Source organism: Pedobacter kyonggii, assembly GCF_004310665.1.
GTDB lineage: Bacteria > Bacteroidota > Bacteroidia > Sphingobacteriales > Sphingobacteriaceae > Pedobacter > Pedobacter kyonggii.
Genome location: NZ_SIXF01000002.1, coordinates 1 through 26404, shown reverse-complemented (window position 1 = coordinate 26404; position 26404 = coordinate 1). Strand labels below are relative to the sequence as shown.

20 protein-coding genes and 1 tRNA gene are annotated in these 26404 nt (G+C 39.8%); 7 read left to right on the top strand and 14 right to left on the bottom strand.

Translation table 11 applies throughout. From position 1 onward, the window contains the following. Positions 1 to 742: 742 nt before the first annotated feature. Positions 743 to 1093, top strand: a complete 351-nt coding sequence (locus tag EYS08_RS02775) for a hypothetical protein (protein WP_131028331.1) — start codon at positions 743 to 745, stop codon at positions 1091 to 1093. On the opposite strand, the gene EYS08_RS02770 is transcribed toward EYS08_RS02775, so the two are convergent. The 5 genes from EYS08_RS02770 to EYS08_RS02750 form a co-directional block, all read right to left on the bottom strand. Continuing rightward, positions 1090 to 2286 carry a tyrosine-type recombinase/integrase gene (locus EYS08_RS02770; protein WP_131028330.1) on the bottom strand — a complete coding sequence of 399 codons (1197 nt, stop codon included), beginning with the start codon at positions 2284 to 2286 and terminating at the stop codon, positions 1090 to 1092. The two genes, EYS08_RS02775 and EYS08_RS02770, sit on opposite strands and share 4 nt — an antisense overlap. Before the next feature lie 206 nt (positions 2287 to 2492). Continuing rightward, positions 2493 to 2566, bottom strand: a tRNA-Ala gene (locus tag EYS08_RS02765). A 121-nt stretch (positions 2567 to 2687) separates the two neighbouring features. Next, positions 2688 to 2894, bottom strand: coding sequence for a hypothetical protein (locus EYS08_RS02760; protein WP_131028329.1), 207 nt, complete (start codon positions 2892 to 2894; stop codon positions 2688 to 2690). 71 nt (positions 2895 to 2965) lie between these two features. Next, positions 2966 to 3610 (bottom strand): chloramphenicol acetyltransferase, encoded by a 645-nt coding sequence (locus tag EYS08_RS02755; RefSeq protein WP_131028328.1) that lies wholly within the window; start codon positions 3608 to 3610, stop codon positions 2966 to 2968. Continuing rightward, positions 3607 to 4302, bottom strand: coding sequence for an HAD family hydrolase (locus EYS08_RS02750; RefSeq protein ID WP_131028327.1), 696 nt, complete (start codon positions 4300 to 4302; stop codon positions 3607 to 3609). Before EYS08_RS02750 ends, EYS08_RS02755 begins: the two co-directional genes overlap by 4 nt. A gap of 78 nt (positions 4303 to 4380) precedes the next feature. On the opposite strand from EYS08_RS02750, the gene EYS08_RS02745 reads away from it, so the two are divergent. From EYS08_RS02745 to EYS08_RS02730, 4 genes are all read left to right on the top strand, one after another. Beyond that, positions 4381 to 5022, top strand: coding sequence for a Crp/Fnr family transcriptional regulator (locus tag EYS08_RS02745; RefSeq protein WP_131028326.1), 642 nt, complete (start codon positions 4381 to 4383; stop codon positions 5020 to 5022). 316 nt (positions 5023 to 5338) lie between these two features. After that, on the top strand, positions 5339 to 5935 hold the full coding sequence (locus EYS08_RS02740; RefSeq protein ID WP_131028325.1) for a hypothetical protein: 597 nt from the start codon (positions 5339 to 5341) through the stop codon (positions 5933 to 5935). 147 nt (positions 5936 to 6082) lie between these two features. Further along, on the top strand, positions 6083 to 6742 hold the full coding sequence (locus EYS08_RS02735) for a hypothetical protein (RefSeq protein WP_131028324.1): 660 nt from the start codon (positions 6083 to 6085) through the stop codon (positions 6740 to 6742). 148 nt (positions 6743 to 6890) lie between these two features. Further along, on the top strand, positions 6891 to 7517 hold the full coding sequence (locus tag EYS08_RS02730) for a carbonic anhydrase (RefSeq protein ID WP_131028323.1): 627 nt from the start codon (positions 6891 to 6893) through the stop codon (positions 7515 to 7517). Between the two features lie 126 nt (positions 7518 to 7643). On the opposite strand, the gene EYS08_RS02725 is transcribed toward EYS08_RS02730, so the two are convergent. The 8 genes from EYS08_RS02725 to EYS08_RS02690 form a co-directional block, all read right to left on the bottom strand. Next, positions 7644 to 8408, bottom strand: a complete 765-nt coding sequence (locus tag EYS08_RS02725; RefSeq protein WP_131028322.1) for an SDR family NAD(P)-dependent oxidoreductase — start codon at positions 8406 to 8408, stop codon at positions 7644 to 7646. Between the two features lie 61 nt (positions 8409 to 8469). Continuing rightward, positions 8470 to 9309, bottom strand: coding sequence for a 5-dehydro-4-deoxy-D-glucuronate isomerase (gene kduI, locus EYS08_RS02720; protein ID WP_131028321.1), 840 nt, complete (start codon positions 9307 to 9309; stop codon positions 8470 to 8472). Positions 9310 to 9395: 86 nt separating this feature from the next. Continuing rightward, positions 9396 to 10619, bottom strand: coding sequence for a DUF2264 domain-containing protein (locus EYS08_RS02715; RefSeq protein ID WP_208745774.1), 1224 nt, complete (start codon positions 10617 to 10619; stop codon positions 9396 to 9398). 445 nt (positions 10620 to 11064) lie between these two features. Beyond that, entirely contained in the window at positions 11065 to 12249 is a 1185-nt protein-coding gene (locus tag EYS08_RS02710) for a glycoside hydrolase family 88 protein (protein WP_208745773.1), read from the bottom strand. Between the two features lie 20 nt (positions 12250 to 12269). Continuing rightward, complete coding sequence (locus EYS08_RS02705) at positions 12270 to 14363, bottom strand: polysaccharide lyase 8 family protein (protein WP_131028319.1); 2094 nt, start codon at positions 14361 to 14363, stop codon at positions 12270 to 12272. A gap of 17 nt (positions 14364 to 14380) precedes the next feature. Then, a complete protein-coding gene (locus EYS08_RS02700; protein ID WP_165456347.1) occupies positions 14381 to 15304 on the bottom strand; it encodes a DUF5017 domain-containing protein in 924 nt (307 codons plus the stop codon). Between the two features lie 23 nt (positions 15305 to 15327). Continuing rightward, entirely contained in the window at positions 15328 to 17232 is a 1905-nt protein-coding gene (locus tag EYS08_RS02695) for a RagB/SusD family nutrient uptake outer membrane protein (protein ID WP_131028317.1), read from the bottom strand. Positions 17233 to 17253: 21 nt separating this feature from the next. Beyond that, positions 17254 to 20460 carry a SusC/RagA family TonB-linked outer membrane protein gene (locus tag EYS08_RS02690; protein WP_244215838.1) on the bottom strand — a complete coding sequence of 1069 codons (3207 nt, stop codon included), beginning with the start codon at positions 20458 to 20460 and terminating at the stop codon, positions 17254 to 17256. A 204-nt stretch (positions 20461 to 20664) separates the two neighbouring features. Between EYS08_RS02690 and EYS08_RS02685 the strand changes: the two genes are divergently transcribed. Both EYS08_RS02685 and EYS08_RS02680 read left to right on the top strand, forming a co-directional pair. Then, the gene (locus tag EYS08_RS02685; protein ID WP_131028316.1) at positions 20665 to 24714 is read left to right on the top strand and encodes a hybrid sensor histidine kinase/response regulator transcription factor; all 4050 of its coding nucleotides are present in this window, start codon (positions 20665 to 20667) and stop codon (positions 24712 to 24714) included. Positions 24715 to 25533: 819 nt separating this feature from the next. Beyond that, positions 25534 to 25713: a hypothetical protein gene (locus EYS08_RS02680; protein WP_131028315.1), complete on the top strand. Its 180-nt coding sequence runs from the start codon at positions 25534 to 25536 to the stop codon at positions 25711 to 25713. 471 nt (positions 25714 to 26184) lie between these two features. Here EYS08_RS02680 and EYS08_RS25995 read toward each other — a convergent pair. Next, positions 26185 to 26404 (bottom strand): group II intron maturase-specific domain-containing protein (locus tag EYS08_RS25995; RefSeq protein WP_394343100.1); only part of this gene is annotated, 220 nt, incomplete at its 5' end.

The following is a 26404-nucleotide window of genomic DNA, read 5'->3' as shown; positions in this document are numbered from 1 at the left end:
GTAATGTATGAATAATATATAGATATAAAAACTCAGTGAACTTATTAGAGCTTTCCATTGTTACGATGTACATTAACACTCTATTTTACAATGCAAACCAAACTATTAATAACACTTTAATCAAAGCAATATCAAATATTTCTGTGCAAATTATCAATTTAATAGAATTGTTAATTATGGTTAACCGTAAAAACGTGCTTATTTCCTCTTCCCTTGAAGATACAACTCCATTAAAAACAATCCCCTAAATACCAAAGCGGACATCTTTAGATTCCACAGGCAGGAAAAGAGCCTGCAGCCAGCCCCAGTAGACTGCCAGGCAAAAACACTCTTGTCTAAAATGTTGTACCAAAAGCATAATCCCCTAATTGCTCAAAAATCTCTCTTTCCGATATCTATCCAGTAATCTATTTTTTTTAGACCTTTATACAGTATATTTGAAAAACACCTATAATCCCTCCAAAAAAAGCATGCCTACCCTCAGCCAATGCGCATGAATGGCTGAGATATTATAAGGTGAAGCCTAGACAATTAATAAATGAAAAGAGCTGCATTTTTTCCTGATGATTATCTGTTTTGGATCCAGGACAATTCTATAAACAAGTACTCCCACCATTCCTGCATAGAAACAGCTGGCCCTTACCGCCCGCCTAACTTGTTGTGAATCTATTATAAATTCTATTTCTCCAACCTCCGAAAACAAAATCGATCAACTTTCCATTTTTGGAAAAAGACGGGCAAGATGGAAGAAAAAATATTAGATACCACAATAAACAGGTCAAATAAAACCACAGAAAAAAACAGCATCCAAAACCTTTCAAAATTACTGGACAACATAGAAAAAGGTGAAATCTCAACAGAGCTTGTTTCTATCCGCCTATTTGAAACGGTTGTAGAACTCGAAAAAAAACTTGACAGCTTTAGTACGAAATTCACCCATCTAGCAGATATTGCCAGGAAAATAACAGAAATACATGCACTGCATTTTCCCAGCAGTTCTTTTCAGAAAAAAGAAGACAGCCTAAAGGCCCAATATCTTGCCCGGATCTTATTGGATATCCCACGGAAACGCAAAAGATCAAAGCTATACTAGATCTTTGGGATGACCTTATCTGTTTTTACGAATTTTAAGAGATCTTTGAGGTATGTCTCCGTCTCTGCCAGACTTCCGTGCCTGTTGGCCGAACAAATTTCTGCCAAAGTCCAGCCCGCCTTAAATTTCTGCACATTGGAAAGATGCTTGAACGAATAAAGTGTATAGTTCTTATTTAAAAGATTTGTCTCTTCCAGGCATTTCTGAAATTTATTATAGGGCGTATTTTCTCCAATCCTTTCCGGACCGACTATCGAAGTAGTAGAACCAAGCAGATAATAAGTATCCGGATAAGTCGCAATCTTTAGTGGCTTTAGCTCCTTCAACAGACTAGGGTCAATATGCACAGGCAGCGACTTTTTATTCTTAGCGACTGACGCCGGAACCGTGATTACATTTCTTTTTAGGTCGATATACCTCAACTGCAGGTAACGGAGCTCTTTAGGTCTGATACAGGTATAATAAATCATGCGAACGAATAAAAGACAATACGGATCGTATTTTTTTAACCAGACCATAATCTTTTTAAAGTCCTCATCAGAAAATATCTGGTGCGATTCGGTCTTGATTTTAGTTCTGGTCTCCGTATCGGTAACGGGATTAACAGGAATATATTTGTTAACCTTTAAATACCTGAAATAGTTGTTGAGTATGATTCTGGCACTATTATAGGTCACACCAACCCATTTCTCATTTCTTTCCATTGTATTTAGAAAATCTGTAATTTCATAATCTGTGATATCGGTTACTTTTTTATCTTCACCATAGTAACTGATGAACTGGTTAACCTTGGAAAGGTAAGATCTGCGGGATTTCTCCCTGGTACCCTTTGCTATATGGTATTGCTCAAACAGTACTTTAGCCTGCAACAGGTTTATCGAACTGATTTGTTTTTTGAGTTCCTCATTGGATCTTTCATCAAGCGGATTCCAGCCACCTTCCAATGCCACTGTATAAGCTTCGCACAACCGTGTAAAATGCTTAAGCTTTTCGTGTGGATCTTTTATCCGGTTAAGGTTCTTAGTCGGTCTGAACCTTTCCATCTGACCAGTCTGTGGGTTGTGAAAAAAAAATTCGACATACCAGCTCTGGAGGGCCTCTTCTTTAGCCCACGTGCTACCTTTAGGAACAGATTCAATCTTTTTTCCTTTAAATAATCTTGGAATGGTATAGGGTAAGTCCGGAATTTCCATAGAACTCAAAGTTCTATTTCGAGGCGGAAGTTTATCGGAGATTGGATTTTTAAAACCATCAAATAACTTACCTGTAGTTATTTGATGGTTTTTTGTGGAGAATGCCAGATTATTTGGCCTCTCTTTTTTCTGTGGCTGAGTTTTGGCTGAGTAGACGCCATTTAACTCATTAAAACACTGACTATCAGTAGTGTTACGGGTACCTGTGGAGAATATCGGATTCGAACCGATCACCTCTTCACTGCCAGCGAAGCGCTCTAGCCAAATGAGCTAATCCCCCAATTTTTATATTCAATAACTAAAAAATTTAAATAATCATTCGGTAATTGAAACAAGCTTCCTGCCTGAGCAGCAAAAATAGCAAATACTTTCTCGAATGCAAATCATAATTCATTTTTTAATTAATCTTTAGGTTTAAAAGCAAACATGGCCATTAAACAGACTACCGCAAAAACCGATTGCATAGGATAATTGATGAACAGAAAAAGTACAAATGTGACAATAAGTAACAGCACAAAAAACATAATGGCCTTAAAAGCGGTATCCATATAACACATGGCTACAATAGCCAAAAGATAAAAAGGAATGATAACGGCAGCTATAAACATCACCGAAAATAAATTCCTAATATTAACCGAACATTAAATATCCTTTAGGTTTAATTCCTTAAAGTTTTGAATTATATATATTCGTTAACCTCTTTTTTGTTTAATAGCTCTTGGTAGGCATTTACAAACTGTGCAACGTTATAACCATCCATCAAAGCATGGTTTACATGTATAGATACCGACATTATTTTCCTTCCGTTTTCATCTCTAACCTTACCAAAAGATATTTTAGGGCAGCTATCCTGAAAAGCATAATTTCGGGCGTGTGATAAGGAAGTGAAATTTAACCAGGGCAATGCCGAATAGTGGATCACATTTTCGCCTGATGAGGAGGGGATTAAACCCGTGCTGGCCTGTACCTTTTCGATCTCCTTATTGGCTGCTGTACTAAAATCTTCAAAATCCCTGTAGAAATCCATGTAACCAAATCCAAATGTGCCATTTGGTCTGTTGATAGTAGCCGCGGCATTCACGCTATCGTATTTCCAAACTTCGCCATCAATAATGCGGTAACGAAAAGGTTCTACCTGATTTACAGCAACCAGCGATTTGTGCAGATAAAGCAGGAAAAAAGAAATGTTATGTTCTTTTGCTTCTTCGTAGGTAGCAGTACAGTCTACCGCTACGGTTACACCAAAGAAAGGTTCATCAAAGGCGCTAAAAAATTTAAAATGATCTTTTCTGATCCAGGTGTTTATATTTATTTTTTCTTTCATTCAGTTAATTTTGGTAAAACGTCAGATAGGCTTTCCATCTGATAAAAATTTTCATGTTCAATGGTATGATCGATATGCTCATGTACCCATGTGGTATGGAAAGGGATGTGAACAGCATGTCCGCCAATATTCAGTACTGGTAAAACATCCGATTTTAAGGAGTTGCCCAGCATTAAAAACTCTTCAGGTTTACAATCCAGGTGTTTAATCAGTTTTTGATAATCTTTTTCCTGTTTATCGCTCATAATTTCAATATGATGAAAATAGTGATCAAGGCCTGATTTGGTGAGCTTGCGTTGTTGATCGAGCAGGTCGCCTTTGGTCGCAATCACTAATCTGTATTTTCCGTGTAGGGCTTTAAGCACTTCTTCTACCCCATCAAGCAATACAACCGGTTTATTGAGCATTTCCTGTCCAAGTGTTATCGCTTTACTAATCACAATAGGGTCTATCTTACCTTCAGTTATCCTTAAAACTGTTTCGATCATACTCAAAACAAAACCTTTGATCCCGTAGCCGTAAAGTGGCAAATTGGCAATCTCAGTTTTGTAAAGTTCTGCCAGAATACTATGATGAGGCATAAAATCTTCTAAAAGACCTGCAAACTGTTCTTCCGTTTCACGGAAATAAGGTTCGTTTACCCAAAGGGTATCATCAGCATCAAAAGCAATTACGGTAATTTGATTTTTCATTGTTATGCTTACTTTTAATGCGACAAAAGTAACGCAACTAAGACTGCTAAAAAAGGACATTTGTCCTGATTGAAAAATATGCTAAGAACCAACCTTACTTTCTTATCCTTTATCGAACGTTTTTGTACCGAAAGCGAAGGGGGAGCCATTACCCTTAAAAACTTTAAAGCGGGTTATAGATTTATTGAACAGGGAGAAAAAATCAGCAATATCTATATTATTAAAGAAGGAATAAGCAAGTGTTTCATCTCTGAGGAAAACGGCAAGGATTTTATTATCGAATTTTTAGGTAAGGGCGAAGTGGTTGGCGAATTAGAAGCTTTAAAAAAGATAGATTGTTTGTGCAACGTAGCCGCAATAAGTGATGTTACAGCCTATGTTATCCCTGATCATCTATTCCTTTCCCTGATAAGCAAAAGTAGCGAATTTACTACAATTTTACTCCAGGAACTGTCGACAAGAATTATACAAACCAGTACACGGGCATCCTTCCAGCAGTTATATACCTTAGAATATGCACTTTTAAAATTGCTTAAACTGCAGGCCGATGAGCATATTTCCATCTCCAAAGAAGACATGGCTGCCTACCTGGGCATCTCCGTAAGAAGCTTTAACAGAAGCCTAAAGCAAGTGATAGATAAAGGTGGTTTTGATACGCCCGAATTTAAAAACATCTTACAGCTAACCAACATGAAAAAGCTTCTGGAAAAATTAAAATAATCAACGTATTGTAGTGTAATTATTGCTTAAGGGCTATTTAAAAAATTAACTGTAACGTTTCAGTATTTTGATTCATTTAAGTAATTGAAATTAAAAAAAGAAGCATTCGCGGAAAATAATGGCACACAAAAAACCACATATACAAATGGGAAACTACAACGGTCAATTCACATTAAGATTTCCAAGTTAATCGATATTCTGGAGTACAAAATAGATTATTCCACAATATGATGATATCCTTAATTATCATTTAAATAAGGCGCAGGCAAAAAACTGCGCAATTTACATTGATTCAGCTAATCTTAATTAAACATGAGTGCTTATCTACACCAATTCTTTAACAGACGATCTTATCCCAACAATTTTAAAACGTTTAAACGAACATGAAAATGTTCTGGACATTAACTCCTCTTTTTCATTCAGAAACCCGAATGGGAACTTGCCAATCGTTTTTAAATGGGACAAACCCGGTTTGGAAATATTTAACGAAAACAACCTAAAACTAAATTTTGGTGTATCCCTTAAATCATTCGACCTTAAGGAGTACAAGAAAAAGCTCTTTAAAGACAAAATCATCAAACAAAGTTTTGTCCAAAAGATACCGGGATTATTTAAAAAGAAAAAAAGAAAGGTTGCAAAACCTATAAAACTGAGCGCAGAAGTTGAAGCGCAGCTTCAGAATTACAACAAGGTATTTTCTTTAAAACATCATTCGGGCGATGTTTTCGAAAATCACTTTGCAACCTTAATTGGTGCAATTATTACCGAGCTAACCAATGGCGTCTGTCATTTCCCCCAAGAAAACGTGTGGTATGATGCTAAAAATGTATTAAGAGAATCGTTGGTTAACTTATATGCGCTTGAAGAACTGCCTAATCACATTAACAAGAATGCGGTAGCTGTTGCCAGTTAAAGAACATTTTTAAAGCCAATATTAATCAGCGTTAAATAATAATGGTGATTGATATTGGCTTTTGTTTTTCTTCATATATAATTTTAATCAAGACTATAAAAAATCAGATTAAATGGAATATATTCGAACAGATTAATTGCTCGATAAATGAATGCATTTGAAGAAACCGGTGGTGTTAGAATTGGCGGATTTAAGGCAACCTGGCCTTTTGCCACTTTAAAAGTAAGCGAATTTAAACTCGAACTTAATGCATCCATCAGGGGTAATTTTGTTTTTAAACGCTCAGATATTATCGCCATTACTCCCCACACTTCTATATTAGGTAGTTCAATTAGGATTACCCACCGAGTTGAAAAATATAATAAAGACATCTTCTTTACCTTTCTGGGAAATGCAGAGGAGCGGATGACAGAGATTATACAAACCGGTTTTCTTAATTATACCGAACCTACCCCAAATTACATTGACCAGGAGATCAGTCAGCTTCAGGCTCAAACTGGTTTCCCGATTAAAATTCCAGTTGCCGTAGGTATAGTGGTGATCTGGAACTTACTTTTCCTATCTGATTTTTTCAACGTATTTTACACCAGAAAAGAGACAGAAATATTTGGGATTGGTGTTGGCTTAGCGCTTGCTTTCGTATTTTTAATTTGCATATCATTGCTCACTTCAAGCTTGGCTAGACAGCTGATGTTAAAGAATGGTGGTAGTGCCGCTGGCCTTAAACCTTTTTTGTTTTTCACAGCCTTTATTACGTTTATACTATTTATTGCTGGTTTCCTTCCACAATACTTCTCAAGCCACTAAACATTTAACAGAAAAAGTTGTTAGTTAAGCTAACGAAACGGAAGATGAAGAACTTGCCAAAATGAGAGAATCTTTTTTAGTTTTACAGCACAATAAATACTCAATTTATCAATATAACATATCCCTAAATTCTATTTAAAGCAAAAGCATGAATGTAGAAGAAGTTTTTAAGAACAACGAAAAATGGATTGCCGAGAAACTGGCCATTAATCCTGATTATTTCACTGAATTATCGAAAGGTCAAAGCCCTGAGTTTTTGTACATCGGCTGTTCAGATAGCCGTGTTACGGCAGAAGATTTAATGGGCATACAACCCGGACAGGCATTTGTTCACCGCAATGTAGCCAATCTGGTAAACAACGTTGATCTGAGTGTAATGACGGTTTTAAATTACGCCGTACGCCATTTAAAAGTTAACCATATTGTAGTATGCGGCCACTACAACTGTGGTGGTGTTAAAGCGGCCATGCAACCAGCAGATTTAGGTATCTTAAACCCTTGGTTAAGAAATATCCGTGATGTTTACCGCATTCATAAAGATGAACTCAACGCGATTGAGGAGGAGGGTAAGCGTTACAACAGGCTGGTTGAGCTTAATGTGCAAGAACAATGCGTAAACCTCTTAAAAACAGCAGCCGTTCAGGAAGCTATTGCCAATCGCGGTTTAACCGTTCAGGGATGGGTATTTGATATCCACACCGGCCGGTTAATTGACCTGAAAATCGATTTCGAAAAGATTTTGCAGGATATTAAGGAGATTTATAACCTCTATTAGTCCGAGGTCCACGGTCCGAGGTCAGAAGTGTTTAGTTTTTAAATCAAAAGCCTATAAATCAGAAGTCCGAAGTGGGAGCTTTATGCACCTAAACTTCGGACTCCTGACTAATGACTCCGGACTCCTCTATCGTCCCATCCAACCACCATCAACGGTCAAAATTGTTCCGTGAACATAATCGCTGGCAGGTGATGCTAAAAATAATGTAGGTCCTTTAAAATCTTCTGGTGTCCCCCATCTTCCCGCAGGGATACGAGATAATATAGAAGTGCTTCTATCCTGATCTTCACGTAAAGCTGAAGTATTATCGGTTGCGATATAACCAGGTGCAATGGCATTTACGTTTACTCCTTTTGATGCCCATTCGTTTGCAAACGCTTTGGTTAAAGATGCAATTGCCCCTTTACTCGCTGCATAACCGGGAACAGTAATTCCACCTTGGAATGACAGTAAGGATGCAGTGAAGATTACTTTTCCGCTTCCTCTTGCAATCATTTCCCTTCCGATTTCGCGGGTTAAAATAAATGGTGCAGTTTGGTTTACCGCAATCACCTCATCCCAATATTCATCCGAATGCTCAGCAATTGGCTGACGTAAAATCGTTCCGGCATTATTTACCAAAATGTCGATAACTGGGTGATCAACCTTTACCTGAGCTGCAAAAGCCAAGGTACTTTCGCGTTTACCAAAATCGCACTGGTAAGCATAAAACTTTCTACCCAATGCTAAAATTTCTTTTTCTATAGCGCTACCCTGCAGTTCAAGACTTGCAGAAACACCGATAACATCGGCACCGGCTTCGGCCAAAGCTAAAGCCATCGCTTTTCCAATTCCTCTTTTGCAACCGGTAACTAATGCAGTTTTACCTGCTAAATTGAATATGTTTGACATGTTTTTATTCTATGATACATTTAAAAGATCCCGCCATTTCGCTACCGATGACGATAAGAATTTATTTCAGTTCGGTAATGGCACAATGATCCATATCGCCATAATCTAAGTTTTCGCCAGCCATACCCCAAATGAAGGTATAGTTGCTTGTACCTGCACCTGAGTGGATAGACCAGTTTGGCGAAATAACTGCCTGATCACTTTGCATCCAGATGTGACGGGTTTCCTGTGGCTGACCCATAAAATGACAAACACTCTGCCCTTTCGGAACTTCGAAATAGAAATAAGCTTCCATCCTTCTATCATGTGTATGTGCCGGCATGGTATTCCAAACACTGCCCGATTTTAACTCGGTCATGCCCATCTGCAATTGGCAGGTAGGCAAAACACTGTTTACCAACAACTTATTTATTATTCTATGGTTCGCGGTTTCAGGCGTACCCAATTCTACGATTTCTGCTTCCGCTTTGCTTACCTTTTTGTTAGGATAAGTGTGATGTGCAGGAGCAGAATTGATGTATAATTTTGCGGCTTCGCCAGGGGTAGCGGATTCAAAAAACACTTCTTTTGTACCTTTACCAATATATAAAGCTTCTTTATAATCCAATTCGTATTTTTCGCCATCGGCAGTAACTATTGCCTTTCCACCAACATTGATAATACCCAGTTCCCTACGTTCTAAAAAATAAGTTGCTTTTAAATCATCAGGGTTTGGAAGTGCTATTTTCTGATCAACAGGCATTGCGCCGCCAACAATATATCTGTCAAAATGAGATAAGGTTAGGTTTACCTGGTTTGCCTCAAATACGTTTTCAATCAAGAAATTATCCCGCAAAGCTGCGGTATCCATTTGTTTAACTTCTTTAGGGCTTTGCGCGTAACGGCTTTCGAATTTGTTCATTGGTTAAAAATTGAGTTTTGCGATAAGATCTGAACTGATACCAGATCCTATCCGCAAATATATTTATACGATACTTATTATTTGTATTAATACTCAACTTTATAATCCTTTTTTATGGTTTCTCCGCTCCAGGCTTTTAAACTGGTCCATGGTGCTGGTCCGTCTGTCCAAAATTTATTGTCGGCAGGTAAACCTAAGGTTAAAAAGCCTAAGGTAGCCATGTATAAACTTCCGGTAGAAGTATAGGTATCAGCCACTTCTGGTTGATGACCATTAAAACCCAGTACCAACCATCCCTTATCATCAAAATTCTGGTTTCCATCGTATAGTTTATGCATTACAGCGGTTAAGCCGCCACGAACTTGTGATGGTTTTACATATTCGGGCAGTTTCTCCATTAAGGCTGTTTGTGCCAGGGCCTGAAAGGCTGCCGTACGGTAAGTGATTGAACGGCCATAGGCAGGATAAGTGCCTTCTGGTGAAATGATCCGTTCTAAATATTCAGAATAACGTACCATTCTTTTTAAGGCTATATCATAATCGGCCTGAGATGCTCTTTTCTTATCGACCAATGCCTTTAAAAGATCAACCAGCATAGGGTGGATCACATATGAATTGTAATAATCCATGCTAAATTTTTCACCATCACTGTACCAGCTATCGCCTACGTACCATTCCTTCATTTTATTGATCGAGAATTGAACACGGGCAGGATCGTACTGTTCACCAATGCTCAATAAAAATCCTTCAGTTAAGCCCGAAAACAATAACCAGTTATTATAGGCGCCACTTCTTGTACGCAGCGATTTAAATTCTTCTATAAATCTTTTTTTGGTGACTTCATCAAGTGGCTCCCAGAGTGCTTTTGGCGCACGCAAAAAAGCATGTGCAACATAAGCAGCATCAACAATAGGCTGACTTTCGGAGCGGTAACTGATGTAATCAGGACTTGCAGGATTTACCGAATTGGCCAAAGCTTTTAAAAGCTCGGTACGCATGGTTTTTCTAAGTTTACCTTCTGCAGAGTTGTCATCGGGCAAAGCCAACCATGGTGCAACACCTGCAATGGTACGACCTAAAGCTTCCAGATAGGTAACTTTAGCCGCATTTAAGCCATATCCAGGGGCTTTTTCCAATGGCATGTTCTTTTTTAGGGTTTCATTGGCCAGGTTATGGATCACCGGATAGGCAATGCGGTTTAAGGTTTTAACCCAAAAAGCACGGTCTTCGGCACCTGTTGTAGGCTTCTTTTGTGCGTTCGCCAACTGCGAAAAAATCAGCAGGGCAGAAAAAATAAATTTATATTTCATTATCATTATATATGTGATTGTGGTGGCTCACTCTGGTTATTTTTAATTATTTGGAGAGCGGGTTTCTGTGCTACTATTCAGATTTCTTCCCGCTTTCCGTTTTACTTCTCCCGATGAAAAATCGGGCTCGTGTCCACTCCAATCGGGTCTAGGTGGCACGGCAGGCATTACTATTATCGGTGAATTGCTTAACCAACAAACATTAATTTTTGGCAGCCTTTGCACAAACCACTGTTCATAAACCCGGTAGTAGCGTGCATCCCGATTTAAGCACCGGTTTATATTACCTTTTGGTGTGCTTGCTTGTTTCACAGGTTTCTATCGGGATAAAGCGGATAACGGGACTGCTGTTCCAGAAGCGTCACTGAGCGTTCATTTCCATAAAAACAAAGAACTAAATAAGCGTCTGAGACTACTTTTGCCAAAAAACATGTTTAATAAATTTCTACAAATACCATTTTTTATACCTGGCCAATGCTTCCAAATAATAATAATCGGCATAAATTAAAGGTACATCTATTTCGCTGTTTAATGGGTAAGCGCCTGTGCTGTGCATCAACAAAAAGCCACCGTTTTCGCCTAATTTAGCATGGTAAGCACTGCTCGAAAGCGAATAGATCATGGTTTCGGCAGCAGATTTGAATGCTGTTTTTTCGCTTCCAGACGTATATTGACCAAGCTCTAACAATGCCGAAGCCATCAGTGCACCTGCAGAAGCATCGCGTTTGGCAAAGGGAATCCCCTGTGCGTCGAAATCCCAGAAAGGAATTTTATCTGCAGGTAAATTTGGATGGTTCAATATAAAGTGTGCAATACCTTTTGCCTGTTTTAAATAAACCGGATCTTTGGTGAAACGGTACATCATAGTATAGCCATACAAAGCCCAGCCCTGCCCACGCGACCATGCCGAACAGTTTGCGGCGCCTTGCCAGGTCGCCTTCCTGATTATTGCTCCGGTTTCAGGATTATAATCGACCACGTGGAAAGAACTGAAATCTGGGCGGAAATGGTTTTTTAAAGCAGTATTAGCATGTATAACCGAGATTTCTTTATACTTTTTATCACCTCCATTATCACTCACCCAGTTCATCATTTCCAGGTTCATCATATTATCAATAATTACGGGGCATTCCCATAATTTGCTTTTATTCCACGATTGGATAGATTTTACAATAGGGCGGTAACGCGTAGCCAAAGATTCTGCTGAACGCTGAATTACGGCCTTATATTCTGGCTTGCCGGTTAAACGGTAAGCATTACCAAAGCTGCAATACATCATAAAGCCCAAATCGTGGTTTCCGGTATAGGTCTGGTTTGGTTCTATTACCTTTAAGGCTTTCTCAGCCTCTTGTTTGATCTCTGCATTTTTGGTCTGTTCGTATATATACCACAAACTACCCGAATAAAAACCACTGCACCACCATTTGATATCGTAATTTACGGGTTTTCCTTTTTCGAAAGTCTGGGGTGTTTTCCCTTCAGGGATATTTTTACCCAGCACTTTATATTGATCGACGGCGAATTTAAATTCATCGTTAATTAATTGGGCCATCGGCTTTTTCTCGGTCTGCGCAAATGAAACTGAACTGCCAAGCATTAGCAATGCGGCAGCGAAATTGATTTTTTTCATAATTTAATAGTCTGTGTGTATTATTCTTTAATTTTAAAATTCGCCGTGGCACCTGCAAAGGCACCGGCTGGCAGATTACAATCTATACTTTTGGGTTTCGATAATCCTGGCAGCTTTAACAACACTGTTATTGTTGCATTTTCCTGTGCGGGATCTGCGATATATAGCGTAGGGCTTTTACCATTTAAATCTTTAATGTAAACCGTACACGGCTGATCTACCTGAAGCGAAAGGCCATTGGCAGCCAGTGTTCCCGCTTTATAAAAAACGGCCTGCAACATGTCCAGTCCGGTATGTTTTACAGCCTGCAGTTCATCCGTATTTCTTAATACCTGTATCATCGACTGGTTGTATTTTTTTAAACCCGCAGCGTCAATTCCCGGCACAACAACATACTGATAGCTGGCATTCTGAGGATTTTTACCATGATTTAACCAGATTTTAAATACCTTATGCGATAATTCGTTTTTGCTTTGAAAATGATTGATGCGGTACCAATTTCCGGTTTGTGATTTGCTGCTGATTTCTAAATTCCCACCCCGGGGAAAAATATACCCAATACTATCATGAACTGCCCAGTGCCCGCTTTTAGCATTGGCATGTGCTCCATTTGAAGAAGCCAAATAGCCCCTTAACCAGGCCTGATTGATTGTTGTGGTAATATTTTCTTTTGTACCACTCTTAATTCCAGCACCCAGGCACACCACTTCCTGATCAAAAAAGAACCAGGCCTTTTTGGCCTGAACGCTGTCGTAATTTAAATCGTAACACGAAACGCCATAAATGCCATCACTAACTCCCCCAACAAATTTGGTTGTACCCGGAATTCCCCATTCCTTTAATACTGTTGTGCCTTTATCATCAGGATAATCTCTGCTGGTGGTTCCCGGAATTTTATCCCATTCCCAAACGGGCATCAGGTTGGCATATTCTGATCCGCTACGCTGAATATTGGTTGCCCCATCGGGGAGAAATTTCCCCAATATGTTTTCGTTGTTGCCGCGTTCTGTCCGTAAAGTTCTCGTCGATGCGGTTTGCACAGTAAAGGTATAAGCGGGGCGGAGGTGCAGTGTATACCCGCTTTTCCAAAACTGGTTATGGGTAGGTATAATTTTATAGCTGGGTAATTCCACTCCTGAGGTCCGTTTAACGGAAGCATCCCAATATGCGGCATTTTCAGGATCGAAAAGTTTAATTTTATTTACCATACCGCCCATGCCGCTGCTTAAAGAATCTTTACGGCTGATCCCGCGGCCACGCACATTAAAATCATAGAATGCCCCCCTTACCGTTTTTAAAAAGGTATTTTTAAGGTAATTGACCAAAATAGCCAATTGATCTTTCGGCAAAGCATATTCAGTTGCTCTTAAATAGAATGCCGCATTAACCGAATTCCCGGCAAATACCCTTCCATAACTTGCAATGGCCTGTTGTTTTCCGTGCTGGTAATAACTGCCATCCACCTGAACGCCTTCTTTTCCATCGGTTATGGCAATAGGTTCGAACAGGTACTTCGCAGCAGAATCTAAGGTTGCCTTATTTTTGGTTAAACAGGCCCGATATAAATAATGTAATGCTTCATCAGAGGTGTTGGCACCATCTCCGGCCCTCAATCTTCTGATCATCCTTTTAACCAACGCATTTTCTAGCGTTGCAGGAAGCCCGGTTTTGGCATTGCGCATCAATATTAGTGTCTCCCCAATAGCCTGTGGATAAAAAATATCATTGTACCACCAGTTTTTGTTCTTCGGGTTTTTATCCAACCAGTTCTGTAGAGACTTGACAATGGCACTATGGAGCTCCGTGTTATTATAAAGCTTATTTGATGGACGGATATAAGCTGTTGCCATATCCTTAACCCTTTTTAAAGGCTCGTACTGCACATCGGCATAATTGATATCTGCCCAACTTCCATCTGCATTTAACGATGTCATATTCTTGTTTATCCGCTTTAGCAACACACCATCGTTTACGCCAAGCTGCAAGTCCAGATTGATGCGGCTCATAATTACAGCATAAGGCTCTTCCTGCGCCACCGCAAAAAATGTAGTAAAACACAAGAAACATGTTGCTAATGGTATTTTTAATCTTCTATAGTTTATGCTAACAATCATTTTTATCTCGGCTTTGCTTACTGGATTACTTTAATATTAAATTCTTTGACGGCTGTTTTATTTTCATTAGGATTAACATTGTAAGAAACAAAAGTAGCCTTGTATTTGCCTGCAGCCAGGTATTTATAAGTATAGGCTTTAGTTGCCGATGCCGTAATATTTTTTACCGTAGCAGTAGAAATATCAGGTGAAACACGCCCTACATATAATGCTTTGCTCACAATCCAACTGGTATTTGTGGGAGCGGTGGCTGTGCCTCCCACAATGGTAAGGGCTGTTGTTGTAGGCACCCATCTTGCACTGGCAGGTGTCCAAACGTTTCCATAGCTGGTCCAATATGCATTATCATTAACCAGAGAGGCCAAATTATAGGTATAATCGCTCAATACATTGTTTACCGTATAGTTGGTAATGGTCCAGGTTCTTTGTGTTGAGCCTGTTACTCCCGAATACTGAAAAGCAATAAAAAGCGAATCGTTTGCTCCACTTACCAGATCAGACAGATTAACATTACCTGTGTTTACAGCCGTAGCACTTGTAGCCAAAGGGGTACGGGCGGTAATGTTTGTCCAGGCTGCATTTACAACAGTTGTCGAATCTCTCGAGGGCAGTTTATTGGTAGCTAAAACCTGTAAGGTATTGGTTTGCGTACCAAACTGGGCAGTACTGGTAAAAGATAAGGTAGGCGTGCCCAATGCCATTGCCCTATCGCGGTATTCGTATTTATTGCCAACGGTACCTGCCCAGAATGCAATGTTATCAGCATAACCATCAAACGCAAACCTACAGGTATCGCCCAGTTTAAAAACAAGTGTATCGCCAATGGTAGAACGTGCATTTACAAGGTTAATGCCTGCAGTTGGGGCATCGGTTGTGAGGTCTTTTTTACAGGCTGTAAAAATCAAACCTGCAAGCAAGCATATATTGAATAGATATTTCATCTTTATTTCCATTTTGAGGTTAATTAATATCCTGGGTTTTGAACCAAAGCTTTATTTAAGTTTAACTCGTAGGTTGGTTTTGGGAGCAGTACATGTCGCTGGGTAATCCCGGTAATTCCGCTATAACCGATTGCATTTCCAGTTGTTGCCGAAACGCCGTTAGCGGTTGCATAGTTGGCAAAAGCCTGCATATCACCTACAAAATTTCCCCAGCGGATAAGATCGGCTTTGCGGTAAGCTTCAAAGCATAATTCGCGCATGCGCTCATCTCTTATGGCCAATTGAAAATCAGCTTTGTTTAAGCCCGGTGTTAACAGGTATTCGTTACCACTGGTAATAGTTGCAGTAGCTGTAGCAGTTACACCGGTAGTTGGCGCTGCAATAGTTACCATTGGTGCAGTGGTAAAATAAGGTCCCGCAGCAGTTAAATTCCCTCTGCTGGTTAGTTTAATTCCGGTAACTACTCCGGCAGTAGAAACCACAGCAACTGCTGTAGCACCCGCCCCGCCGCCACCGCTGATGGTAACCACAGGAGGATTGGCAGCACTATAACCAGAACCACCAGTTACTACCGTAATATTTTTCACAATATTGCCATACGTGGTTCCATAAGCTCTTTTCCTTACCTGGTTAATGGCATCATAAGCTGCAGCTGTTGGGCCATTAACCTGATTTTCGGCCTCTGCTTTCATCAACAGCACATCAGAATAACGGATTACAGGCCAATTGATATTATAAGTACCAAGATTCCTTGAGGCTTCAGGGCAGTATTCGCGGCGGAATTTCCCGCACATCATTTGCCATGGGTTTGGCTTATCTGTTTTAATCCTTGTAACAGTTGCGTTGTTTATCGTCCAGATGAAATCGGCACAGTTCCAGTCTCTTCTGGTATCTAACGATGCTTTGTTCACCAGTGTACTACTTGGCTCAACTTCATAACTATCAAATAATTTTTTAGTGGTCTGCACCCAACCAGCCGCCGCATAAGAAGCGGGATTGAAAGCTCCGTTGACATTAAGTATTGCCGATTGGATACCTACAAAGTTCCCGATATCGTTACCTGTTTTATTGGTTACACCCGCAGCAGCACCTGCAGATCCCCATTCTAAAATATCTTCTTTCACATCATATTTATCCTGACACAAGTTGATAAAAACCTGCTTATAATCTGGATTTAAACCATGTAATCCCGAATTAATTACTTTATCGGCATATGCCACTGCATCGGCATATTTAGTAGCATCGTTTGTTGGATAACCTGCCCAGTACAGGTAAACACGTGCCAACATGGCCTGTACAGCAGTAATGGTTACCTGATCATTATAACCCAAACCGGTAGCAGTTCTGCCCTGCAACAAGGTTTCAGCCTCTTTTAAATCAGCTACAATTTGCGCGTAAACCGCTGCCTGCGATGATGCTGGAATATTGGTTTCGGCAATTCCCGGACTGTGCAGAATAATTGGAACCTCGCCAAAATTGGTGGTGAGTATAAAATAATTGTACGCCCTTAAAAACAAGGCCTGGCCTTTAATATAACCACGCTGTTTTTCATCCATCGTTGGTTTATTGATATTATCGATCAGCACATTGGCGTTGTTGATTCCCAGATATGGCCAACGCCAAACATCAGCCACATAGGCATGACCGGCATCGTACGAATAATAAAGTCCACGTGCCTCACCGTTTACAGGTCTGTTGGGCAACATTTCATCTGTTGCGCTTACAAAATTAAAATTCAAAACCTGCCCGTACATCCGCTCATACATCATATTGCTGTAAATGCCATTAAGTGCTACCTGCAATTGATTGGCCGTTTCGTAATAATTAGATGGGCTATAGAAATCTGTTGGCTCGGTATCTAAGAATTTTTTGCATGATGATGTCAATCCCATCACAAATAAAAGAGCCAGTATATATTTATTTTTCATTATCTTATCTTTTAATGGTGATTAAAATGTTGCGTTTAAACCAAAGGTTACCGTGAAAGATTGCGGATAGGTTCCATAATCAAACCCGGGGGTTAGGTTGCTCGGCCTCGACGATGCCTCCGGATCCAGCCCAGAGTAACCGGTAAGTGTTAACAGGTTTTGGGCCGACGCATTTAAGCGTAGTTTCGACATGCCGATGCTCTTGAGGATTTTATTAGAGAAATTATAACCCAGCTGAACGGTTTTCAAACGCAGGTAAGATCCATCTTCTACTACGCGTGATGAGTAATTTGCCGCAGCCATTCCACCGGCTCTAAACACATCATTGTTTTGATTAGTTGGTGTCCAACGGTTTTGGAAGGAAGCATACTGGTTCAGGTTTGGATTGGTTACGATACCGCCTTCAAAAACATAACGGTTGGCATTGATGATATTGTTGCCGTACGACCATTGTAAGAAAACCCCTAAATCCCAGTTTTTATAGCTGAAATTATTGCTAAAACCGCCGGTATGAATCGGCAAACCACGACCGATAATGGTATAATCGTTATTGTTGACCACCAAATCGCCATTTAAATCTTTGTATTTGATATCACCTGGCTGTATCGATGCCCTGGTAGAACCATTGGTGGTAACATTTGGTTTAAGCAAAAATGAACCATTTGGCATTTTATCGAAATCGCTATACTGATAAACGCCATCAAAAATCAGCCCGTACATCTCCCCAACCGAACGGCCTTTTACAGAGATATATGGCGATAAACTGGTGTAGGTGGTATTAAAAAACGTTCCAGCACCGGCAAGCAGCGAGTTTTGTCCTTCGGTTAATTCTAAAATTTTGTTTTTGTTAAAGCTGATATTGAAGTTACTCGTCCAGCGGAAATTTTTGGTCTGGATATTCGTACTGTTCAAGGTAATCTCTAAACCGCGGTTTTCTAAACTTCCTATGTTTTTAAATCCGGTTCCACTCTGTACACCGCTTGCGTAAGGTAACTGGGCATTCAGCAATAAATCGTTGGTTACCCTTTTATAAATATCAGCGGTTAAGCCCAAACGGTTTTTAAAAAAGCTCAGATCTAAACCAATATTGGTTTGTGTATTGGTTTCCCATTGCAAATCGTAATTCCCTGCGGCGGTAATCACCGAACCAATGGCCACCGGTTTGCCATTAAACGAATACCAATATTGTGTATTGCCCAAGTTTAACTGTGGCAAATAAGCAAAATCACCTACCCTGTTATTTCCAGATTCGCCATAACCGATACGCAGTTTACCATCAGATAACCAGGTTGCATCCTTTAAGAAAGATTCCTGGCTGAAACGCCATCCGGCAGATGCCGAAGGGAAATAACCCCAACGCTTGCCAGGCGCAAATTTCGACGATCCATCTGCCCTGAAACTGGCCGTTAACAAGTATTTGCCTTTAAAATCATAATTCAACCTGCCCAGGAAAGATTGTAGTGTCCAAACCGAACTTCGTGAGTTTACAACCGTGTTCGCTGCTGGTACTAAATCCAATGCATCGATACCAAGGCTTTCGTTGGTAATCTGTGAAGCGTAAATCGACCGGTAAGAACTTTTACTCCGCTGTGCAGCGTAACCAGCCAAAACGGTTAGGTGATGGTTTTTATTGAAAGTATTTTTATACGTTAAGGTATTATCATTTAACCAGTTAAAAGCCGGACTGGTAGCGTAAGTTCCGTTTGGCCCTGAAGCATTCCATTTACTGCCCGATTGGGTTAAAGAGCTATTAAAAATATTCGTTTCAGTATTTGCATTGGTAATCCCTGCAGCTACTCTGAGTTTTAATTTTGGCGTAAAAGCATATTCAGCATAACCATTGGCTACCATAGTAGTGGCTTTATACATGGTTTTTTGGTTTTCTAAACTAATTAAGGGGTTTACGCGGTAATCCTGGTTATTTGCCAGTTCGTTGGTAGGGTCGTAAAACGAATCAAGCAGGTCCGTATTCTGATCTCTCCCCGAAAGCGCAGCAGCCGGGCGGTACCCCCAAACCGAATACAACAATACCGAAGATGCATAAAAATTGGTTGCAGAGATCGGTGTTCCAAAAGTTTCGCTGTAGGCGTAATTTACGTTTACCCCAGCTTTTAATTTATCGGTAATCGTCTGATCGAGCACAAAACGACCTTGGTAACGTTTAAAGCCACTAAATTTTACAATCCCCTTCTGGTTGTTGTAGTTACCGGAAATGGAGTAGGTTGTTTTATCGTTTCCACCTCTTAAGGCAATATCATGGTTCTGGTTCTGCCCGTTCTGAAAAACATAATCCTGCATATCCAGGCTTGATACATTCTGATAATCATTTATGGTAACACCATTTTTTAAATATACAGAATCGGCAAAAACCGAATTCAGTTCTTTAACATATTTCACAAACTCGAAAGCGTTCATCACCGGAATTTTATCGGGCGATTTTTGGGCACCGTAATAGGCATTGTAGCTCAGTTGTGGTTTACCTGCCTTACCTCTCTTAGTGGTAATCAATACCACACCGTTCGATCCACGTGCACCGTAAATTGCAGTTGCCGAAGCATCCTTTAATACATCTATGCTTTCAATATCAGATGGGTTGATGGAATTCGCATTGGCATCCTCTGATGGAAAGCCATCGATCACGTAAAGTGGAGCGTTATCTTGAGAGATCGATCCGGCACCACGGATTACAATGTTTGCTGTTGCGCCAGGTTGGCCATCACTGGTAGATACCTGTACGCCTGCTACACGTCCGGCCAAAGCCTGATCGAATGATTTAACTGGCGCCTGTTCTAGGTCTTTCATATTTACCGATCCAACAGCACCTGTAAGATCTGCTCTTTTAGTGGTTCCATAACCTACTACGACTACATCACTTAATCCGGTGATAGAAGATTTCAATACCACATTAACCGTTGTGCGTGCACCTACATTCACAGATTGTGAAGCATAGCCTACATAGTTAAATACCAATTGATCTGTTGCCAGGGCCTGAATTTTAAATCTACCATCAGCGTCTGTTTGCGTAGTTATTTTACTCCCTTTCACTGAAACAGATACACCAGGAACAGTTTGTTTACTTTCATCAGTAACTACGCCAATAATGATTTTACTCTGGGCAAAAACATTTAAACTGGTGAGCAATAAGATGGTGAGTAATAATAAAAGCTTAGGAAAAAGATATACCTGCATGGGCATGCACGTTCTCCCTTTGATGTAGAGTTTACTCATAATTATTTGGTTTAATTGGTTATTAGTTGTTTGTTATCAGATAAGGCATTTTAAAAACCGCTACCTATTGAACAAACTTATGGCTTAGTATCTTTTTAAGGGGGGTAATTTTCTAAACATTTAGGGGTAATTTTCTAAATATTTGGCAAAAATGCTTTTAAACCATAATTTAGATTGCCAATAACCACTATAACCAATTATCCCATGCCTACAGCTTTCCTGAAATATTTGCTTTGCGCAACCCTGTTTTTAGGATCTGTAACAACAGTCAGATGCCAACAACCCATTCAGTTCGATCACCTTGGGGTAGAACAAGGTTTATCGCAAACTTCTGTATTGGCTATCTGCCAGGATAAAAAAGGATTTATGTGGTTTGGCACCCGTAATGGCCTAAACCGGTATGATGGTTATAACATTAAAGTTTATCAATATTCAAATACCGATTCCCTTTCCATATCGCGTAATTATGTTGTGAGTCTTTTATCCGATTCGCATCAAAATTTATGGGCGGGCACCGATATAGGTTTAAATAAGTATAACGAAAAAACAGATAATTTCGAACGCATTACGGCCAGTCCAAAAGGGCTTAGCAACAATATTATCAACTCTATTACAGAAGATAAAAAAGGAAACATCTGGATCGGCACCCTAAACGGATTAAATCTTCTCGTTAATGGAGAACCTTCGAAGATTAAAGTTTTTTTTAAGGATGCAATATACCGTAACATCAGAACTGTAAAACAGGATCATGAAGGAAATATCTGGATCGGAACATCTGCTGGTTTAGTAAAGATGACCTTAAAAAATGGATCTTACCAAACAACCGTTTTCAAGAACCAGGGTAAACCGGGCGATATCAGCGAAAATTATATTACCGGGATAATTGAAGATGCCCAAAACAATCTTTGGGTAAGTACGCAGGATAATGGTTTAAACCTCTTCTTTCCTGCTACAAAAACTTTTAAAAACTTTAAGCACTCAGATGCTCAAAAGAATTCGCTTGTAAACAACACCATCCGTACCATGGTTTTAGATGATGCAGGCAAGCTTTGGATTGGCACCCTGGATGGGATTAGTGTAATGAACACCCAGAATTTCAAATGTGTAAACCTGCAGTACGACCCCGACAATAAAAAAAGCCTGAGCCAGAATTCGGTACACCGACTGTACAAAGATCAGAATGGTTCTATTTGGGTAGGTACTTATTTCGGAGGCATTAACATTAACTATCCATATACAACGGCATTTAACATTTACAGCACAAACAAAAATACTTCAAGTATCAATAACAATGTGGTAAGTGCTTTTGCTGAAGATGAAAATAAAAATATTTGGATCGGTACTGAAGGAGGCGGACTAAATTACTTTAACAGATCGACAAATAATTTCACGGCCTTTAAAAATGATGGCCGCAGCAATTCCATAAAATCGAACCTGATCAAAAAAATAATATTGGATGAGACTGGCAAACTTTGGATAGGCACACATTCGGGCGGACTTAATGTTTACAACAGCAAAACCCGCACATTTAACAGTTTCAATTTCAGCAGGCATCCCGAAGATGTGCCCGATGAGGTTACGGCAGTAGCTGAAGACCTGAACCACCGCCTATATGTAGCCACCCAACGCAATGGCATTAAGATCACCAACCCTGAGAAAACAAGATTTTACGACTTCAATCTGCCGAACACTTTATCCAAATCGGCAGTAGTTAAAGCTTTAATGGTTACCGATCGCGTTTACTTCGGAACCACAAGCGGCCTTTGCATCTACGATATTGATAAAAAAGAGTTTTACACCTTGTGCGATACCAAAACCAAAAGACCATTAAATTATTATGTAAACGGCATTACAGAAACAACGAATAAAGAGGTCTATATCTGCACTTATAACAACGGCCTCATCCGCTATGATCAAAAAACCAATAAGGTAATTAGCTATACCGTGAAAAATGGTTTGCCAAACGATAATGTTCTTGGTGTTTTGGAAGATGACAAAGGCAACCTTTGGGTAAGTACGGCCAACGGCCTATCGATGTTTAACAGAAAGAATAAAACTTTTAAAAACTATACCATTGCAGATGGGCTTCCCGGCAACGAATTTAATGCCAATGCCTTTTTTAAAAGTGCCAATGGCGAAATGTTCTTTGGCGGATACAACGGTTTTATAAGCTTTTACCCCAACCGCATACAAACCAATAACAAGGCAGCAACACTTGTAATAACAGATTTAAAAGTCGATAACAAGGCGGTAAAAATCAATGCTGAAGACGGACTGCTCGATCAGAACATTGGCCTAAAAGATAAACTCGTTTTTTCGAACCACCAGAATACATTTAGTTTAAATTTTGCGCTTTTAAACTTTATTAAACCAGAAAAGAACCGTTATGCCTATAAATTAGACGGTTTCGAAAAAAACTGGAACGATGTAGATATCCCCTCGGCTGCTTATACCAACCTTCCTCCGGGCAACTACACTTTTATGGTTAGAGGAGTTAATAATGATGGCGTTCCGAGCGCCAATATACGCAAGATCAGCATTACAGTGAATCCACCTTTTTACAGAACCTGGTGGGCCTATCTGTTTTATTTCTTCGTTTTTGCAGCTATTTCTTTTGTATTTATACGCTATTTATTAATAAAAGCTGTACTTAAAAAAGAAAAAGAGATTAACGAGCACAAGCTTGAGTTTTTCACCAATATTTCTCACGAAATCCGCACACCCTTAAGCCTCATTGTTGGCCCGTTGGATAAATTGATCGAAAACGCAAAAGATGATCCTGCCCTGCACCGGGATCTGCAACCCATAAAAAATAACGCCGACCGTTTAATGAACCTGGTGACCGAACTGCTCGATTTTAGAAAGGCCGAAAGCGGAAAAATGGCACTACATGTAAGTCCTGGCGATGTGGTAAAATTCTGCAGGGAAATATTTCTGGCTTTTCAGAACATGGCCATTTCTAAAAACATCGATTACCGGTTTGAAACCGCACAAGCAGAAATTGAGCTTTATTTTGATAAAGTTCAAATGGAAAAAGTACTCTTCAACCTGCTTTCCAATGCCTTTAAGTTTACACCTGCAAACGGAAAAATTAGCCTAAAAATAGAAACAGAAAAACAATTGGTTAACATAAAGATCTGCGATAACGGTAAGGGTATTCCTTTAGAAAACCAGGCCAGTTTATTCACCAGTTTTTATCAGGCCAATGCCACTACAACTATTGGTACGGGTTTGGGCTTATCGTTCTCTAAAAGCATTGTAGAACTGCACCATGGACAGATCAGTTTCGAAAGCGTACCTAAAAACGACAAGGCCTTTGGCGATACGGTGTTCACAGTAAGTTTAAAAATAGGGAAAGTACATTTTAATCCATCCGATTTTATTCCCGACTATGTTTATTACGACGATGCCTTAAATTATAACCTTAGCGCAACGCAGGTAACCGAACAGTTTAAGGGAGATGATGCACTACCAGATGACTTGGCGAAAAAAAGAAAAAACAGCATCTTACTCGTAGAAGATAACGAAGATGTAAGAACCTTTATTAAACAGGCTTTAAGCCCCTCATACCAGATTTATGAACGCGAAAATGGGGCTACCGGGCTAGACTGTGCTTTAGATCTGATTCCTGATTTAATTATCAGTGATGTAATGATGCCTGTAATGGATGGCTTAGAATTATGCCGGAAACTTAAAACCGATGAAAGAACCAGCCACATCCCTGTGGTTTTATTAACGGCAAGATCTGCTTATGTGCACCAGGTAAACGGTTTCGAAAACGGTGCCGATGCTTACATCATGAAGCCTTTTAACCTAAAAATACTCGAACTAAACATCCAGAACCTGTTAAACGCCAGAGAAACCATTAAACAAAAGTTTGCGCAGGTAATTACGCTCGAGCCTAAAAACATGGTGATTAACACCACAGAGCAAAACTTTTTGAATAAAATTATCCAGATTATCGAAGACCGGATTGCCGATTCTGATTTTGATGTACCTAGCCTGGCATCAGAAATTGGCATGAGCCAACCTGTATTGTACAAAAAAATAAGGGCACTGACCGACCTTTCGGTAAACGACTTTATTAAATCATTGCGGATAAAAAGAGCAGCCCAATTACTTAAGCAAGGTTCAGGCAATATTGCCGAAATTGCTTATTTAGTAGGTTTTAATGATCGGAAATATTTTAGTTCAGCGTTTAAAAAACATTTCGGCAAAAGCCCGAGCGAGTTCATGAGCAATAGCAGTGATTAACCTGCATGTGCTTTAAAGCATTTAAAAACGTTTTTATATTGATTCATCCCATGAATTAATCTCTATCAATGACAGACTCCAATAGAGTGGTCGTCTTTCCGGCGCAGGCCTATTGTATGGACACATCTTTTTAATCTAGATTTGTTTTTAGTTTCTTTGCGTAAGGCGATCGTCCTGCTGACCTGTAGCACAGCGGAAAGCTACGAAGTAAATTTATTTCAGCATCTTTCCTGCTATTAACTGGCCTTGATTCCTTAAGAAGGCACAAATGTCATTTTTTTCGCTCTTTGCCGCGGGGCATGGTACTTTAGAGCGCCAAAGTACCCAAAGCGCTTTGTCAATCCAGCAAGGCGGCTCAGCACAATCCAAGCACATCAAAAAAACAGCGGCACTTCGTTTAATCAGTTTTTGTTTGTGTTTTCTTTGGGCTGATTGAGCCCTTCGGGGTTTGTGTTCAATTTTCGTAACACATTTTGAAGCAGTGTTTATGAACACAAAACCACTGCGTTTAAGGTTTGGTAGTGCTATTTTTTCTTTTGTGCACTGTTTTTTTGATTTCTCCGCCGCTTGGGATTGACGACGTTCTTCGGCAAAACCTTTGCTTTATTAAAGTTGGTTAGCAAAACGCATAAAAACCCAAACCAAAAGATGTGTCCATGCGAAAGGCGCAGGCGGGAACCACGCAGTGCTCAGCGAAGCTAATCTTAAAGCGCTTGCATAACGATCCCCAATCAAGTTGGGAATGACGAACCGCAAATTATAGCCATAAAAGAAATTACCAATTACGAAATTCTAAAGTGGGGCGAAGCTTATGTGGTGATGACGGATGAAGATAGTAACAGTTTACGTACCATAAAACTAATTTTCCAGCACGCTGATAATACCAAACTAATCCTCCGTTCTTCAAATCCAAATTTTAAAGGCGATACCGTAATCCGTAAAAAAAGTATACAGGCACTTTACATTATAAAGGGAAAAATTACATGGAATATTATTTAATAATGTGGGTTAATCGGTTAACTGTTTAAATTGGTTAATTGTAGACTGCCAACTGGATTCTGCATTTATCATCTTAAATCAGCGGGAGTATAAAAAGGGTTCCCGCAAATCAGCAGATTTCCGCAGATTGTAAAAAGCTATATGGGATTTTGTTTATAAATTGTCATCCTGAGGGATAATTTATTGCGGTGATCGTCATTGCGAGAAGGAACGACGAAGCAACCTTTCATGCTAACGATCCCTGCTATAAAGATTGCTTCGTCGGCTGAAAAAGCCTTCTCGCAATTACGATTCATAACGACCGCACGCCCAGAACTCCAAACTGAAAACTCCAAACTAAAAAAGCGGTCCGATCAATGATCAGCCCGCTTTGCTTATATATTTTTAATCTGTTTATCAAGTAAACCCAGGTGTTTCAACCTGAGATTCTCACAGAACCGTACGTGATGGTCTCCCATCATACGGCTCTTATTATCGTAACTCCATAGTAGGTTTCGAGCCAAATGTCCAATGTGCAAATAAGTTTGGCTTTCGTTTATGTAAACGCCTTATCCATTTCATCGCACTGGTCAAACTAACCCTTAACCCTTTGTATTTCCTGATTGCCCAGTTGGCCAGCTTTGAGTTGACCCTACGCAAAAAGTCTTTCAACTTAGTGCTATAGAATTTTCCGTAATAGTTGATCAAACCC

Excerpts from the sequence above, each read along its gene's own strand:
- EYS08_RS02690 (WP_244215838.1), bottom strand. The coding sequence starts at position 20,460 with ATGAGTAAACTCTACATCAAAGGGAGAACGTGCATGCCCATGCAGGTA.
- EYS08_RS02770 (WP_131028330.1), bottom strand. The coding sequence starts at position 2,286 with ATGGAAATTCCGGACTTACCCTATACCATTCCAAGATTATTTAAAGGA.
- EYS08_RS02685 (WP_131028316.1), top strand. The coding sequence starts at position 20,665 with ATGCCTACAGCTTTCCTGAAATATTTGCTTTGCGCAACCCTGTTTTTA.
- kduI (WP_131028321.1), bottom strand. The coding sequence starts at position 9,309 with ATGAACAAATTCGAAAGCCGTTACGCGCAAAGCCCTAAAGAAGTTAAA.
- EYS08_RS02730 (WP_131028323.1), top strand. The coding sequence starts at position 6,891 with ATGAATGTAGAAGAAGTTTTTAAGAACAACGAAAAATGGATTGCCGAG.
- EYS08_RS02755 (WP_131028328.1), bottom strand. The coding sequence starts at position 3,610 with ATGAAAGAAAAAATAAATATAAACACCTGGATCAGAAAAGATCATTTT.
- EYS08_RS02710 (WP_208745773.1), bottom strand. The coding sequence starts at position 12,249 with ATGAAAAAAATCAATTTCGCTGCCGCATTGCTAATGCTTGGCAGTTCA.
- EYS08_RS02775 (WP_131028331.1), top strand. The coding sequence starts at position 743 with ATGGAAGAAAAAATATTAGATACCACAATAAACAGGTCAAATAAAACC.
- EYS08_RS02735 (WP_131028324.1), top strand. The coding sequence starts at position 6,083 with ATGAATGCATTTGAAGAAACCGGTGGTGTTAGAATTGGCGGATTTAAG.
- EYS08_RS02705 (WP_131028319.1), bottom strand. The coding sequence starts at position 14,363 with ATGATTGTTAGCATAAACTATAGAAGATTAAAAATACCATTAGCAACA.
- EYS08_RS02750 (WP_131028327.1), bottom strand. The coding sequence starts at position 4,302 with ATGAAAAATCAAATTACCGTAATTGCTTTTGATGCTGATGATACCCTT.
- EYS08_RS02760 (WP_131028329.1), bottom strand. The coding sequence starts at position 2,894 with ATGTTTATAGCTGCCGTTATCATTCCTTTTTATCTTTTGGCTATTGTA.
- EYS08_RS02715 (WP_208745774.1), bottom strand. The coding sequence starts at position 10,619 with ATGAAATATAAATTTATTTTTTCTGCCCTGCTGATTTTTTCGCAGTTG.
- EYS08_RS02695 (WP_131028317.1), bottom strand. The coding sequence starts at position 17,232 with ATGAAAAATAAATATATACTGGCTCTTTTATTTGTGATGGGATTGACA.
- EYS08_RS02700 (WP_165456347.1), bottom strand. The coding sequence starts at position 15,304 with ATGAAATATCTATTCAATATATGCTTGCTTGCAGGTTTGATTTTTACA.
- EYS08_RS02725 (WP_131028322.1), bottom strand. The coding sequence starts at position 8,408 with ATGTCAAACATATTCAATTTAGCAGGTAAAACTGCATTAGTTACCGGT.
- EYS08_RS02745 (WP_131028326.1), top strand. The coding sequence starts at position 4,381 with ATGCTAAGAACCAACCTTACTTTCTTATCCTTTATCGAACGTTTTTGT.
- EYS08_RS02680 (WP_131028315.1), top strand. The coding sequence starts at position 25,534 with ATGACGGATGAAGATAGTAACAGTTTACGTACCATAAAACTAATTTTC.